The organism is Chryseobacterium defluvii (genome assembly GCF_003634775.1).
Classification (GTDB): Bacteria; Bacteroidota; Bacteroidia; order Flavobacteriales; family Weeksellaceae; genus Chryseobacterium; species Chryseobacterium defluvii.
Window position 1 is genome coordinate 396,774 of record NZ_RBXB01000002.1, and the last position, 14,773, is coordinate 411,546.

13 protein-coding genes are annotated in these 14,773 nt (G+C 38.7%); 9 read left to right on the top strand and 4 right to left on the bottom strand.

The genetic code is table 11. The annotated features are described in order from the left end of the window. Positions 1-4: 4 nt before the first annotated feature. From ilvB to ilvA, 4 genes are read left to right on the top strand one after another with little or no spacing between them, the layout of a single operon-like run. Entirely contained in the window at positions 5-1,738 is a 1,734-nt protein-coding gene (gene ilvB, locus BCF58_RS08655; RefSeq protein WP_121461403.1) for a biosynthetic-type acetolactate synthase large subunit, read from the top strand. A 14-nt stretch (positions 1,739-1,752) separates the two neighbouring features. Further along, a complete protein-coding gene (locus tag BCF58_RS08660; protein WP_121461404.1) occupies positions 1,753-2,034 on the top strand; it encodes an ACT domain-containing protein in 282 nt (93 codons plus the stop codon). 54 nt (positions 2,035-2,088) lie between these two features. Further along, on the top strand, positions 2,089-3,135 hold the full coding sequence (gene ilvC / locus BCF58_RS08665; RefSeq protein WP_121461405.1) for a ketol-acid reductoisomerase: 1,047 nt from the start codon (positions 2,089-2,091) through the stop codon (positions 3,133-3,135). A 12-nt stretch (positions 3,136-3,147) separates the two neighbouring features. Next, positions 3,148-4,407 (top strand): threonine ammonia-lyase IlvA, encoded by a 1,260-nt coding sequence (gene ilvA / locus BCF58_RS08670; protein WP_170148994.1) that lies wholly within the window; start codon positions 3,148-3,150, stop codon positions 4,405-4,407. 81 nt (positions 4,408-4,488) lie between these two features. Here the strand turns inward: ilvA and BCF58_RS08675 are convergent, their stop codons facing one another. The 3 genes from BCF58_RS08675 to BCF58_RS08685 form a co-directional block, all read right to left on the bottom strand. Continuing rightward, the gene (locus BCF58_RS08675; RefSeq protein ID WP_121461407.1) at positions 4,489-5,958 is read right to left on the bottom strand and encodes a M20/M25/M40 family metallo-hydrolase; all 1,470 of its coding nucleotides are present in this window, start codon (positions 5,956-5,958) and stop codon (positions 4,489-4,491) included. Between the two features lie 11 nt (positions 5,959-5,969). Beyond that, positions 5,970-6,206, bottom strand: coding sequence for a hypothetical protein (locus tag BCF58_RS08680; RefSeq protein WP_121461408.1), 237 nt, complete (start codon positions 6,204-6,206; stop codon positions 5,970-5,972). Between the two features lie 84 nt (positions 6,207-6,290). Next, positions 6,291-8,705, bottom strand: a complete 2,415-nt coding sequence (locus BCF58_RS08685; protein ID WP_121462011.1) for a hypothetical protein — start codon at positions 8,703-8,705, stop codon at positions 6,291-6,293. 113 nt (positions 8,706-8,818) lie between these two features. On the opposite strand from BCF58_RS08685, the gene BCF58_RS08690 reads away from it, so the two are divergent. Continuing rightward, a complete protein-coding gene (locus BCF58_RS08690; RefSeq protein ID WP_121461409.1) occupies positions 8,819-9,244 on the top strand; it encodes a hypothetical protein in 426 nt (141 codons plus the stop codon). Between the two features lie 30 nt (positions 9,245-9,274). Here the strand turns inward: BCF58_RS08690 and alaS are convergent, their stop codons facing one another. Continuing rightward, the gene (gene alaS, locus BCF58_RS08695) at positions 9,275-11,878 is read right to left on the bottom strand and encodes an alanine--tRNA ligase (RefSeq protein WP_121461410.1); all 2,604 of its coding nucleotides are present in this window, start codon (positions 11,876-11,878) and stop codon (positions 9,275-9,277) included. A gap of 369 nt (positions 11,879-12,247) precedes the next feature. Here alaS and BCF58_RS08700 point away from each other — a divergent pair, with 369 nt between their 5' ends. The 4 genes from BCF58_RS08700 (at position 12,248) to msrB (ending at position 14,727) form a co-directional block, all read left to right on the top strand. Beyond that, positions 12,248-12,799, top strand: coding sequence for an RNA polymerase sigma factor (locus BCF58_RS08700; protein ID WP_121461411.1), 552 nt, complete (start codon positions 12,248-12,250; stop codon positions 12,797-12,799). 11 nt (positions 12,800-12,810) lie between these two features. Then, entirely contained in the window at positions 12,811-13,083 is a 273-nt protein-coding gene (locus tag BCF58_RS08705) for a hypothetical protein (protein ID WP_121461412.1), read from the top strand. A 79-nt stretch (positions 13,084-13,162) separates the two neighbouring features. Continuing rightward, positions 13,163-13,609: a DUF417 family protein gene (locus tag BCF58_RS08710; RefSeq protein WP_121461413.1), complete on the top strand. Its 447-nt coding sequence runs from the start codon at positions 13,163-13,165 to the stop codon at positions 13,607-13,609. A 20-nt stretch (positions 13,610-13,629) separates the two neighbouring features. Then, the gene (gene msrB / locus BCF58_RS08715) at positions 13,630-14,727 is read left to right on the top strand and encodes a peptide-methionine (R)-S-oxide reductase MsrB (protein WP_121462012.1); all 1,098 of its coding nucleotides are present in this window, start codon (positions 13,630-13,632) and stop codon (positions 14,725-14,727) included. Positions 14,728-14,773: the final 46 nt, after the last annotated feature.

The window sequence follows — 14,773 nt, forward strand, 5'->3', positions numbered from 1 at the left end:
GTTAATGAAAAATTTAAATATACCCACAGAAACAGAAATTAGCGGCAGCCGGATCATTCTTGAAGCATTTCTTCAGGAAGGGGTAAAAACAATATTCGGGTATCCCGGCGGGGCCATCATTCCAATCTATGACGCTCTTTATGATTATAAAGATCAGCTGGAACATATTCTGGTCCGCCATGAACAGGGAGCGGTCCATGCCGCGCAAGGTCTCGCCAGAGTTTCCGGAGAAGTGGGAGTGGTGCTGGCAACCAGTGGGCCCGGAGCAACCAATCTGGTGACAGGGTTAGCCGATGCACTGCTGGATAATACGCCTATTGTCTGCATTACGGGGCAGGTTTTTGGACACCTTTTGGGAACAGATGCCTTTCAGGAAATCGATGTGATGAATATTACAAGCCCTGTTACCAAATGGAATTATCAGGTAGCCGATGCGAATGAACTATCCGAAGTGCTCGCCAAAGCATTCTATATCGCAAGATCAGGCCGGCCGGGGCCCGTATTGATAGATATAACGAAAAATGCCCAGCTGCAAAAAGTTCCGGATAGAGGCTACACACCTTGTGATTCTTTGAGAAGTTACAAGCCAAATCCTGTTCCCCACATGGGATATATTGAAAAAGCAGCTGCATTGATCAATGAGGCAGAAAAACCATTTATTATTGCCGGGCAGGGAATTATGCTGGGAAAAGCAGAAAAAGAGTTTCTGCAGTTTGCTGAAAAATCAGGAATTCCTGTGGCATGGACGGTTTTGGGGATGAGTGCTATCCCCACAGATCATCCGCAGGCAGTAGGAATGGTAGGAATGCACGGAAACTATGGACCCAATATTCTTACCAATCAATGTGATGTTCTGATTGCGGTGGGAATGCGTTTTGATGACCGTGTGACCGGGAAGTTGGATCAGTATGCCAAACAGGCAAGAATTATTCATTTGGATATTGACAAAGCAGAGATCAATAAAAATGTGATAGTTGAGGTTCCCATTCTTGGAAACTGTAAAGAAACCTTACCGCTTCTTACACAGCTGATCAAAGAACAGCAACATGCAGACTGGCAACAAAAGTTTAAAAATTGCTATGAAATTGAACATGATCAATTGATAAGCCATGAATTGTATCCTGCTGAAGGGGAAATTACCATGGGGGAAGTGATCCGACACCTGAACGAAATGACCCAAGGAGAGGCTGTTATTGTAACCGACGTAGGACAGCACCAGATGGCAGCCTGTAGATATTCAACCTTTAAGCATTCCAGAAGCAATATTACCAGTGGCGGATTGGGAACCATGGGATTCTGCCTTCCTGCAGCAATAGGAGCAGCTTATGGAGGAACGAAGCATCCGGTCATTGCTGTGATGGGGGATGGAGGCGCCCAAATGAATATCCAGGAGTTGGGAACGCTGATGCAGTATCAGCCAGATATCAAAATTTTAATTCTTAATAACTGTTATCTGGGCATGGTACGACAGTGGCAGGAACTGTTTCACGAAGAAAGATATTCATCGGTAGATATTCAGAGCCCGGATTTTGTGCAGGTTGCCAAAGGATATAATATTCCGGGAAAAAAGATAGCACAGAGGGGAGAATTGAAGGCCGGCCTTAGCGAGATGCTTCATCATAAAGGAGCTTTTCTTCTGGAAGTAATGACCGGAAAAGAACACAATGTTTTTCCAATGATTCCTCAAGGTAAAAGTGTCTCAGAGATTATCCTTACTCATCATAAAACAGATCAATAAAATATACAAAAAAGATGAAATCAGAAAACAAAGAATACACTATTACTGCCTATACAGAAGACTATCTGGGGTTGATCGGAAGAATCAATGCTATTTTTTCAAGGAGAAGGATCTCTATTGTGAATTTCAATGCAGGACCTTCTGAGATTGAACATGTGAAAAAATTTGTGATTGTGGTCCGGGAATCGGAAGAATCTGTACGAAAGATCACCCAACAGATGGAAAAACAGGTGGATGTACTGGAAGTTCATTATCATAAAACTCCGTATCTGACCACAATAGCACATGCGGGGTGAAGATAGAAGAAACCTGAAAAAATAATAATTAACAACAATAAAAAAATTTAAAAAATGGCAAAATTGAATTTTGGCGGAGTAGAAGAACATGTAGTGACAAGAGAAGAATTTCCGTTACAGAAAGCTCAGGAAGTATTAAAAGATGAGGTAGTGGCCGTAATCGGATATGGAGTACAGGGACCGGGTCAGGCATTAAACCAGAAAGACAATGGGATCAATGTAATTGTTGGGCAGAGGAAAAACTCAAAATCATGGGATAAGGCAGTCGCAGATGGATTTGTACCCGGAGAAACACTGTTTGAAATAGAAGAAGCGCTGCAAAAAGGAACAATTATCTGTTATCTCTTAAGCGATGCGGCTCAGATAGAGTACTGGTCTAAAGTAAAGCAGCATCTTACACCTGGAAAAGCATTGTATTTCTCTCACGGTTTTGGAATTACCTTTAATGAACGTACAGGAATTGTTCCGCCGGCTGAAGTGGATGTATTTCTTGTGGCACCAAAAGGATCCGGAACATCATTGAGAAGAATGTTCCTGCAGAATCGCGGGCTGAACAGCAGCTTTGCTGTGTATCAGGATGCGACCGGAAAAGCAAGAGAAAGAGTAACAGCATTGGGAATAGCCATTGGAAGCGGGTATTTATTTGAAACAGATTTTAAAAAAGAGGTATTCAGTGACCTTGCAGGAGAAAGAGGCACCCTGATGGGGGCCGTACAAGGTATATTTGCAGCCCAATACGATGTATTGAGGAAAAATGGACACAGTCCTTCCGAAGCATTTAATGAAACAGTGGAGGAATTGACACAATCATTAATGCCTTTGGTTGCAGAAAACGGTATGGATTGGATGTATGCGAACTGTAGCACCACAGCACAGAGAGGGGCATTAGACTGGTGGAAACGTTTCAGAGATGCCACTTCACCGTTGTTTGAGGAATTGTACGAAAGTGTTGCAAAAGGAGATGAAGCCCAGCGTTCTATTGAAAGCAACAGCAAACCCGATTACAGGGAAAAACTGGAAGTGGAACTGACTGAGCTTAGAGAAAGCGAAATGTGGAGAGCCGGCAAAACCGTCCGCAGCCTCAGACCTGAGAACAATTAATCAATAAAAATAATGGAAGCACAAACATATCCCTCTGTTTTGGAAAATGTCTATAAAGCGGCAGAAAGGCTTAAAAATGTTGTAGTAAGAACCCCGTTGGCCATTAATAATAACCTCTCTGATATATTTGAAGCAAAGATAAGGTTTAAAAGAGAAGACCTGCAGCGGGTGAGGTCTTACAAGATACGGGGAGCTTACAATAAAATGGCAGTGATGGCTGCTGAAAACCTTGCCAAAGGAGTGGTTTGTGCCAGTGCAGGAAACCATGCCCAGGGAGTCGCTTTTGCGTGCAGTACTATGAAGGTGAAAGGAACTATTTTCATGCCTTTGCCCACACCGGGACAGAAGTTGGAGCAGGTGAGAATGTTCGGTGGTAATGATATAGATATTGTCCTTTACGGGGATACGTTCGATGAAGCTAAAGATGCCGCGGAGAAATTCTGCCAAGATCATCAGGGAATATTCATTCATCCGTTTGATGATCGGGATATTATTGATGGTCAGGCTACGGCAGCGCTGGAAATCCTTGAACAGTCGGATGAGCCTATTGATTATCTTTTTCTTCCGGTGGGAGGCGGTGGACTGGCTGCGGGTGTTTGTACGGTGTTCCGCGAATTGTCTCCACAAACGAAGATCATAGGGGTGGAGCCTTCTGCAGCGGCAAGTATGAAAAAAGCATTGGAGAAAGGAAAGCCGGTGCTTCTTGAAAAGATCAGCCGTTTTGTAGATGGAGCCGCCGTACAGAAAGTAGGAGATCTTAATTTTGAACTTTGCAAAAATGTATTGCATGATATGGCTGTAGTTGATGAAGGAATGGTTTGCGAAACCATTCTCTCCCTCTATAATAAGGATGCTGTTGTGGTGGAACCGGCGGGAGCCCTTTCTGTTGCTGCATTGGAAAAATATAAGGATGAGATCAAAGGGAAAAATGTGGTTTGTATCATTAGTGGGAGCAATAATGATATTACCCGTATGGAAGAGATCAAAGAAAAAGCTCTTCTGCATGCAGGCTTAAAACATTATTTCCTCGTTAGATTCGCACAGCGTCCGGGAGCCTTGAAAACCTTTGTCATGGATGTGTTGGGACCGAATGATGATATCACTTTTTTTGAATATACTCAGAAGAATTCCAAAGAAAAAGGAATCGCCGTTGTAGGGATTGCCCTTAAACACAGTGAAGATTTTAAACCGTTACTCAATAACATGAAAAAGTATGACTTCTTTGTCAATTATCTGAACAATGATCCGTCTTTAATGAACCTGCTTATTTAAAGGAGTAATCTTGGATGGAAAAAACCATTTTGCAACAGGTGAAAAAATAAAACAGGCTGCCTAACTGTGCAGCCTGTTTATTTATCTCTCAAGCGTAAAATCCGGGATTACTTTCGGACGCTCTGTTTCATTGGCAACTTTCCACGATGTTCTGTACATCCATTCCGTCATTTTATAGAGTTTTTTGTAATTGATGTTTTCAGATTCATCTTGTGGAGTATGGTACTGATCGTGCAAAACGCTTGTGAAGAATAGGGCTGGAATTCCAGCTTTTGCATAAGGCAAATGATCACTCCTGAAATAAAAATATTCGGCATGGTTTGGGGAATCCCAATCTTTGAGGTATTTGAACCGGGTACTTTCGTTATTAGCTTCTTCCGCCATTTTTACCAGTTCCTCAGAATTTTTATGAGGTGCATTTCCGCCCAATAAAGCAGCCTCATCAAGACTGTTCCTTCCGATCATATCACCGTTGAGGACGGCTACGATATTTTCTTTAGGGACTACGGGATGGGACGCATGCCATCTCGAGCCAAGCAATCCTCTTTCTTCGGCCCCGTGAAATACAAAAAGAATACTTCTTTTTCCCGGCTGTTTTTTATATGCCCTTGCCATAGCCAGCATAGCAACACAGGTACTTGCATTATCATCAGCCCCGTTGTAGATGGTATCGTTTTTTACGGGATGCCTTATCCCGTCATGATCCTGGTGTCCACTGATCAAAACATATTCGTTTTTAAGCTTCGGATCTGTACCCTCAATTTTTCCGATGATGTTTACGGAAGGATATTTGTAGGTTTCAGTAATGAGGTGTAATGAAATTTTAGGATTATTTTTTACCCAGCCCGCATTTTCTCTTTTAATCCATAAAACGGGAATAGCATTGGAAACAGTTTCCCTTAGCCCTTCCACACCATAAGCTCCTCTTGTCATTTGCGGAACGACTTCCACCCAGCTTTTCTCCGAAGTATCATCGGTGATGAAGATGATGGCTTTTGCCCCCAGCTCAAAGGCTTTATTATAATATTTGGTTCTTACAAATCCAGGATATCTTCTTACAAAAAGGGTCATTTCTTTGGCTATGTTCTTGTCTGAAGCATTTACGGCCAGAACTTTACCTTTTAAATTCAGTTTGGACAACTCTTCAGGTTCTGCATTTCCTGCATATACCACCTCTGTATTCAGGTTGACATTCACCGGTTCTGCAACCAGGAAATCTTTCCATAGTTTCAGGTTGTTTTCCCCAATCTTTAAGGTGCTTTGCGGAATTACCTGATGCCTGTACATATCAAAGAACTGGAAGAATGTTCCATTATCTCCCGCAGGAACCATGCCTGTTTCTTTTGCTTTATCGGCCAGCCACATGGAAACTTTAAGTTCATCCAATGTTCCGGCTTCACGGCCCCAGAACTGGTCTGCTGCCAATTCGTACATGTCCTTTTTCAGGTCGGATTCCTTAATAGCGGAAACCAAAGGCTTTTTATAAGACTGTGCATTTCCGAAACAATATAGGAACAGGCCTAGTAATGAGAGGTAATAACTTTTTTTCATAGTATAGTGTATTAATTAATGTTAGCCAGCTTTTCAGAAAACTGTTTTGAAAATTCCTTTCTGTCTGTTTCCAATTTTTCCTGATTGCCGGGTAGAATATAATTAAAAAGAATTTTATTCTCATGATCAATAAAAATAATTTCCTTTTCTTCTCCATCAATCATCTGGGAGAAAATTTCCCACATGGAAACATCTTTCAGCTTTAACAAATCAAAAAACTGTTCTGCTTTTATTTCTATTTTTTTCATTTTATTTTCTTTTTTACCACCCCGTCAAAATTTTCAATTTTGCCACCCCTCCAAAGGAGGGGAATTACAGGGAGGATATTATTTTTAGAATTCTAATAATTTGAGCTTAAACTGTACTGCAAAATTTTGCTTAAAATTGGAAGTGGTATAATAACCCACTCTATAAAATAATCCCAGGTTGAAGTAAGAAGATAGAAAGTTATTCCATTCCAGGCCTACTTCCTGGTATAAGTGATCCAATTTTCTGAACTTGAACTGGTGGTATTCAGGATATTTCATATCTCCGATGGTTCCTCTCAAAACAAAATCAAAGCTCGAAACATTTTTTCCGAAGCTCTTAAAGTATAAGGGAAGCTTGTGTGTGAAATAATAGGCAATGAATTTGTCATTATAAAATTTTCCACCCTCCAATGTCGCGAAACCAAGATAAGAGGTAAGGTTGAAATTGATATCTCTGCCTGGAGAAGCCAGTCCGTTCATGGTAAAATGTTTCCAGATCGGTGCTTCACCCAGTACCAAACCTCCGTAAAGCCTTACGCCTGTGGTTCCCAGCATAGTCTTAAAGTTATGGACAAAGAGGGCATCAAACCGGGTATAATTAAAATCCCCGCCAAAGGCTTTAAAGCTTTGCTCGTAATTGAAGTAAAGCTCGGGAAATCTCTGCTCAATAATGGATTTTCCCTGCGGAGTCATAATATTTGTAGAGTTGGGGGAAAACTTCAGGGTAAATAATGTATTGAAGTTTTCAAAGGCAGGACCTCTTCCTCTGAACTGATAATCGAACATGGCTTCTTCAAAGTTTCTTTTTGCGGCAAAAACAAGAGTAAGTCCGTTGGAAACATCATTCAGGTAGGAGAGGGAGGCGCCCCGGAAATGATAGTATTTATCATTGTTAAGGTTATTTCCATAGTTCATCATCCTCATTTTGAAATTCCAGAGCCTCCGGTAAAATTCTCCGGAGGAATTAACGTCATTATAATATTCAATTCTGAGGAATGAATTTTTTTCAAGAGAAGTCTTTATATCGAGGCCGAGGCCGTATTTCCATTGATCATCTTTAAAGCCGTAAGCAAAATAATAATCCGGGGAAAAATAGGGATTGAAGGTTTCATTCAGTTTTGCTTTTAACCCTACTCTGAATCCTTCGTATAAGTTGTAGTTGACGATCTCATCTACTGCAAAATCCACAATTCCAACTCTGATTTGGCCATTGATTAGGCCGGTTAATATTTTGGCTTTATTATCAATATTATAGATTTTTCCCAAGCTGTCAATCGTGGTATAGGTATTTCTTTCTCTTTCGGTAAGAGGATCGGTTCTGTAAAGGTCCAGTGTTTTTCCATCCGCATTTTTTACGGAAAAAGTATAGCCTTTAAAATCTTTGGATTCTTCTTCAATGGGTGACTGGAAATCAAAGTATTTTGAGGTAAGGAAAGCATAGGTTCCAAAGCTCCTTTTATCTTTTTTCTCTGTTTTATTTTCAGAATGTTCCTTATCATCTTCTTCCATACCCATTCTGCCCATTCTTAGCTTCACTTTTTCATGAGCGAGAAACCATTTGTTGTTATAATAAATCCAGGTGCTGGTAATAATCCCGTCATTCTTGTTTTTACTGAAATTCTCGATCTTTTTTATACCGTATGTTTCAGTGTCCACATAAATAGCGCCATTGAATTTTCTTTTTTTGTCGGGTTTTTTATAATTCACTTCACGGAAACGGATCACGAAATTCTGTCTTCCGTCCAGTTCGAGGGTATCCGTCAGGAAAAACCTGTAAAGACCTCTGTTTTCCTGCTTTAATTGATTAGGAAGTTTATCCCTGTTGCTTTGTTGCAGCGCAATCATTTCATAAATAGGCTGCTTCAGGCCCGAGATTCTGTTATCCAGGATGTTGATTTTTTCACCGTATTTTTGAGAGTATAAAAATTCCTGTGCTCTTTCCCACAGGAAGAGTTTGCTCTTTGAAAATATTTTTCTTGCAGAAATATTATTTAATGAATCTTTTTCTCTTTTCTTTTTGAAGAAATCGCTCTCATCAAAAAACTGGTTGAACTGTGAAATACTGTCTTCATCGATATCCAGCGAAACTTTTTCATAAGATTTATAAGAATAGGATTCTAAGCTTTTCGGAGAGTTTTCCTTGAATTGCTGATTAACTTTTTTAAGGATTTCCAAGGCTCTGGGATCACTTTTATCCTCTAAGACAACGGTTTCAATAGCTGTAGTACTGGAAGAATTTTTAACGAGGGAAACTTCCATCGTATCTTCAGCCAGAACCGTTTCTTTCTGATAATTTGTGGCTTGGATTTCAATACGTTTACATTTGGATTTAAATTCCAGGACGCCCTCATGGTCAGTATGGCCAAGAAATTTACCGCTACAGGATATTTTTGCATTGGCAACAGGAGTTTTATCGGTATCGTCAATGACCTTTATTTTCGATTGTGAATAACCAAAAATAAATGTTGTGAAAAATATAAACAATAAAATCCTTTTCATGTGAAAAACAACATCAAAAGTAGTAATATTTATTTTTGTGGTGAAAGTTTTTTCATTGATATTGGCACAATTTTTAATAGATTTATGCAGAAATTTTTTAAAACACAATTAAGATGAAAAAATCCTATTTCACAGGAGCACTCTGTGCTGCCCTGCTATTTCTTTCTTTCAGTGCAAAAGCACAGTTACAGGACGTGAATGTCATGACACAACAACGAGATGTTTTAAAGCTTTATACAGAACTGATGGATAAACAGATCAGCCTGGAAAAGGAAAAGCAGAATAACGCTAAAATTTTAAGTAAGACGGAGGGATTAAATAATCAGTCTGATAGAAAAACAGACAAATTCAGCGCTTCTGATCCCAACAGTACGGCGAAAGATGCCAAAAAAACGGCAAAACTTTTAAGACAGACAGAATCGGCTAATAAAGAACTGCAAAAAAGCAATAACAGAATTGCCAGTATGGAAGGCGATATCAAAAAATTGCAAGTGCAGCTGGACAGGTTGAAATATACCGTGGAAGTTAAAGGAAAATAAAAAAAGGAAGTCGGCTGACTTCCTTTTTTGTTATATCTGTAAAGCTTTTTGATAAGCATTTTCCAAGCCTGCAAGATTTTTTCCTCCTGCAGTTGCAAACCCCGGGTTTCCTCCGCCGCCACCCTGGATTTCTTTTGCCAGATCTTTTACAATAGCTCCGGCCTGATAATTTGTAGCCAGATCATCGGAAACTCCTACAGTGATCATCGGTTTTTCATCTGCGTCAGAAAGAACAATGGTAACTGATGCCGGGATCTCTTTTTTCAACTGGAAAACAATATCTTTTACCGAGCCGGCATCTAATGAAGTTTTCTTTACCAGTAATTGCTTATCGCCTTTCTGTTCATAAGCATTTTTCCAGTCGCTGATTTCTCCTTTTGCCTTCTCTTTTTTCAAGGCATCCACTTCTGCTTTTAAAGAAACATTTTCATCCATTAATTTCTCAATAGATTTTACAACATCTCTGGATTTCAGTAATTGAGAGATTTCAATGATCTGCTTTTCCAGATTTTTGAAATACTCATCAGATTTATCCCCGGAAATCGCTTCAATTCTTCGGATTCCTGCTGCAGTTGAACTTTCTGAGGAGATTTTGAAATGACCGATTTCACTGGTATTTTTCACATGGGTTCCTCCACAAAGCTCTTTTGAGCTTCCAAACTGGATCATTCTTACACTGTCCCCATATTTTTCACCGAATAAAGCCATTGCTCCTTTATCCAACGCTTCCTGAATAGGAATATTTCTGAATTCCTGTAAAGCAATGCTTTCTTTGATCTTTTTATTTACTTTTTCTTCTACCAAGGCCAGTTCTTCTTCAGTCATCTTGTTGAAATGAGAGAAGTCGAAACGCAGGTAATCCGGACCTACGTAAGAACCTTTCTGTTCTACGTGTGTCCCTAAAACCTCTCTTAACGCTTCATGTAGAAGGTGCGTTACAGAGTGGTTAGACTGTGTGTTTTTTCTGTCTTTAGCATTCACTTTTGCATAGAAAACAGCCCCCGCATCTTTTGGAAGCCCGCTGATCAGGGAAATGATCAATCCGTTTTCTTTTTTAGTATCTAAAACTTCAAAGCTCTCCGCAGCATTTTCAAGGACACCTTTATCCCCGATTTGTCCACCTCCTTCCGGATAGAAAGGGGAGTTGCTCAATACGACCTGATAAAATTCCCCGTCTTTATTTTCTACTTTTCTATATTTTGTAATATATGTTTCAGCTTCAATTTGGTCGTATCCTACAAAAGTTTCAGGCTTTTCTTCTAAAATTACCCAGTCGTAAACTTTAGAAGCAGAATCTTTTTTGGAACGCTGTTTTTGCTTTTCCATTTCAGCTTCAAAACCTTTTTCGTCGATCGTTAATCCTTTTTCTTCAGCAATAATTCTCGTTAAATCATCAGGGAAACCATAAGTATCATATAATTCAAATACCTCCTCGCTTGGCAATACTTTTAAATTGTCAGCGATCGTTTGCTGGATTAATTTTTCAACTCTGATCAATCCGTTTTCTATGGTTTTTAAGAAAGAATCTTCTTCACTTTTGATGACTTCAGCCACCAGTTGTTTTTGTTTTTCCAGTTCCGGGAAGAAGGTACCCATCTGGTCTTTAAGAACAGCAACCAATTTATAAAGGAAAGGTTCTTTCATGCCCAGGAATCTGTAAGAATAAGAAATTCCTCTTCTTAAAATCCTTCTGATCACATAACCGGCTCCTCCGTTGGATGGCAATTGCCCGTCTGCAATCGCAAAAGAAACCGCTCTGATGTGGTCTACTACTACACGGATCGCAATATCTTTTTCGTCTTCTAAAACACCTGTGTATTTCTTTCCTGAAAGTTCTTCAACTTTAGAGATCAACGGAGTGAAAACGTCTGTATCATAGTTGGATGATTTTCCCTGTAACGCCATACAAAGACGCTCGAAGCCCATTCCTGTGTCAATATGTTTTGCAGGAAGGTTTTCTAAGCTTCCATCTGCTTTACGGTTATATTGCATGAAAACCAGATTCCAGATTTCTACCACTTGCGGGTGATCGTTATTCACTAATTCAAGCCCTGAAACTTTAGCTTTTTCTTCATCACTTCTTAAATCTACATGGATTTCAGAACACGGTCCACAAGGTCCGCTTGCCCCCATTTCCCAGAAATTATCTTTTTTATTTCCATTGATAATTCTGTCCTCAGAAATTACAGCTTTCCAATAATCATAAGCATCCTGATCTCTTTCCAGATTTTCGGAAGCATCTCCTTCAAAAATGGTTACATAAAGGTTTTCTTTCGGAATTCCGTACACTTCAGTCAATAATTCCCAGGCAAAAGCAATAGCATCTTTTTTGAAATAATCACCGAAAGACCAGTTTCCTAGCATTTCGAACATGGTGTGGTGATAGGTATCTCTACCTACATCATCCAGGTCGTTATGTTTTCCTGAAACTCTCAGACATTTTTGAGTATCGGCAATTCTAGGAGCGGTAGGTTCCTTGTATCCTAAGAAAAAATCCTTGAACTGCGTCATTCCGGAATTGGAAAACATAAGAGTAGGGTCGTCTTTCAGTACGATAGGTGCTGAAGGAACGATAAGGTGGTCTTTGCTTTTAAAATAATCTAAAAATTTTTGACGTATCTCTTGTGATGTCATCATGATATATGTTGCTTTGCTTTTTACAATTTTTTGATAAGATGCAAATTTAAGGTTTTTAGCTGATTCGTATGTACTTTAAAATATTGAAGGCATAATTTTTTGTAAGAAATTTTGAAAATACTATTTCTGGTTTCAAAATAAGTGTTTCTTTCTGGACGGAACGGAATAGAATGAAGAATCATAGTGGTAAAAAAGTAAGTTTAGTTTCCTATTCAATGACAAATATTATGATTAATTACTAAATTAGTTTTAATATTTTTGATTCTCACAGATTGAGCAGGTAATGATGGATAAAATATATTGTTAAAAAAATTGCTTATTTCCTTAAATCCGTGAGAGGAAAATTTATAAAATGAGAAAAGTATAATGAAAAATGAAGTGCTGAAAAGTTGGGTGGAACAGTATTCCGGACCTCTTCTGAAGAGAGCGGCTTATTTACTTTCGGATAAAGATGAAGCACAGGATGTTGTTCAGGAAGTTTTTCTGTCTGCCTTTTCATCATATGATTCATTTGAGGGGAAAAGCCAACCTTTGACCTGGCTAATGAGTATTTTAAACAGAAAAGTGGCTGATTTTTATCGTAAAAAATATAAATCTGAGCCACAGATACAGCTGGATCATTTTTTTGATGAAACCGGTTCGTGGAAAAATGATGATGTCCTCAATGATTGGGATTCTTCCAATAAGGAAACCGAACTTCTTGATGATAAAGATTTTAATGAAACTTTAGAGAATTGCATTGAAGATTTGCCCTCCAGATGGAAAATTCCATTGAAAATGTATTATCTTCAGGAAAAAAAAGCACCCGAAGTGAGTCAGGAATTGAATATTTCCACGACTAATCTATGGAAGATTCTGCAAAGAGGAAGAATGCAGCTGAGAGAATGTCTGGATGTAAACTGGTTTGCAAAATCATAAAGGATTGAAAAATGTTAAAAAAACTAATACATATCATTTTTTTGCCATGCAGTGAGGCCACTTTACTGATGGAAAAACGTAATGCAGAAACCATTTCTTCCAAAGAGAATTGGAAACTATCCCTGCATTTAAAGATCTGCAAATGGTGCAGAGCATACCAACAAAAACTCGAAATTTTAGATGATATTCTGAAAAGAAAGCTATCTCAAAGAACAGAAGATGAAATTAATGATTCTGATATTCAGGGTTTTAAAAACAAAATGTTTGAAAAATTAGATTCTTAGAAAAAAAATGTCAGGATTTTGAAATGGTTCCGACTATACTTTTGAAAATAATAAAGTATGTATTCAAAATCTTAAATCTATGAACGGAACTACTACAGAAATCAATCAACGAAGCTCAACCTCTCAACTCGGTTATTATATTTCGTTATTCGGAGCGGCACTTATTTTATTATGGATTGGTGTTTTTAAATTCACTCCTACAGAAGCGGCGGCAATAAAACCATTGGTGGAAAACCATTTCCTGACTTCTTTCGTATATAATGTTATGAGTATTCAGGCAGTGTCAAATGCTATCGGAGTGATAGAAATTATCATTGCATTACTATTGATATTTAGTGTGAAATTTGCTTTTCTAAGAAGGTATGCAGGAATTGGGATGATCATTACATTTCTCATCACGCTAAGTTATTTGCTGACAACTCCGGGTGTTTGGAAAATGGTAGATGGAATTCCGGTGACAGACTTTTTTATCCTGAAAGATCTGATGCTTTTAGGATTTGGATTGATGATACTTGAAAAGAAATAATAATGGATAAAAAGAAAAAAATGAAAAATATATTGGTATTGCTCGGAATCATTCTGGGTATTGCAGTCTTTGCAACAAGTTGTAAAGATTCATTAAAATCAAAATCAGCAGAAACTAAAAAAGAAAATGAGACCATTATGGACAGTAAAAATGTAAGAGAAATTTATTTTGCAGGCGGATGTTTTTGGGGGACGGAACACTTTTTTCAGCAAATTCGAGGAGTAGTAGGAACAGAAGTAGGATATGCCAATGGAAACACTGAAAATCCTACCTATGAACAGGTGGTAAGCCATACCACAGGTTTTGCCGAAACAGTGAAAGTAAAATATGATCCGGAGCAGGTGGATTTGAAATTATTGATTGATTTGTATTTTAAAACGATTGATCCTACAAGTATCAATAAGCAGGGAAACGACAGAGGAGACCAATACAGAACCGGGATTTATTATACTGATAAGGCAGATGAAGCTATAGTAAAAGGAGAGGTTCAGAAATTGGCTAACAATTACAGCAAACCGGTAGTTGTGGAAACCATCCCGTTGAAAAACTTCTACAAAGCGGAAGATTATCATCAGGATTATCTGGATAAAAATCCGGGAGGATATTGTCATATTGAGCCGGGACTTTTCGAAATGGCCAGAAACGCAAACCCGCTTCCCAAAGCAAAGTATCAAAAGCAGGATAAAGAAGTATTGAAGGAAAAACTGACTCCAATTCAGTATGATGTCACTCAGAATAATGCTACAGAAAGGCCTTTTACAAATGAATACGATAAGGAATTCCGTGACGGGATCTATGTAGATATTACAACAGGGGAACCGTTATTTATTTCAACAGATAAGTTTGAATCCGGTTGCGGATGGCCAAGCTTTTCAAAACCGATTACCAAAAAAGTAATTGAAGAAAAAATGGACAGATCTCATGGAATGACTAGGGTAGAGGTAAGAAGTAAAACTGGAGACGCCCATTTGGGACACGTATTTACAGACGGTCCGGAGGATAAAGGAGGGTTACGTTATTGTATCAACAGTGCTTCTTTGAAATTTATCCCAAAAGAAGACATGGAGAAAAAAGGATATGGGGAATATATTTCTTTACTTGAAAAAGAGAAGAAATAAATATAGAAAATGAGGTGATTTGAGACTGCCGAAAGGCAGTCTTTTT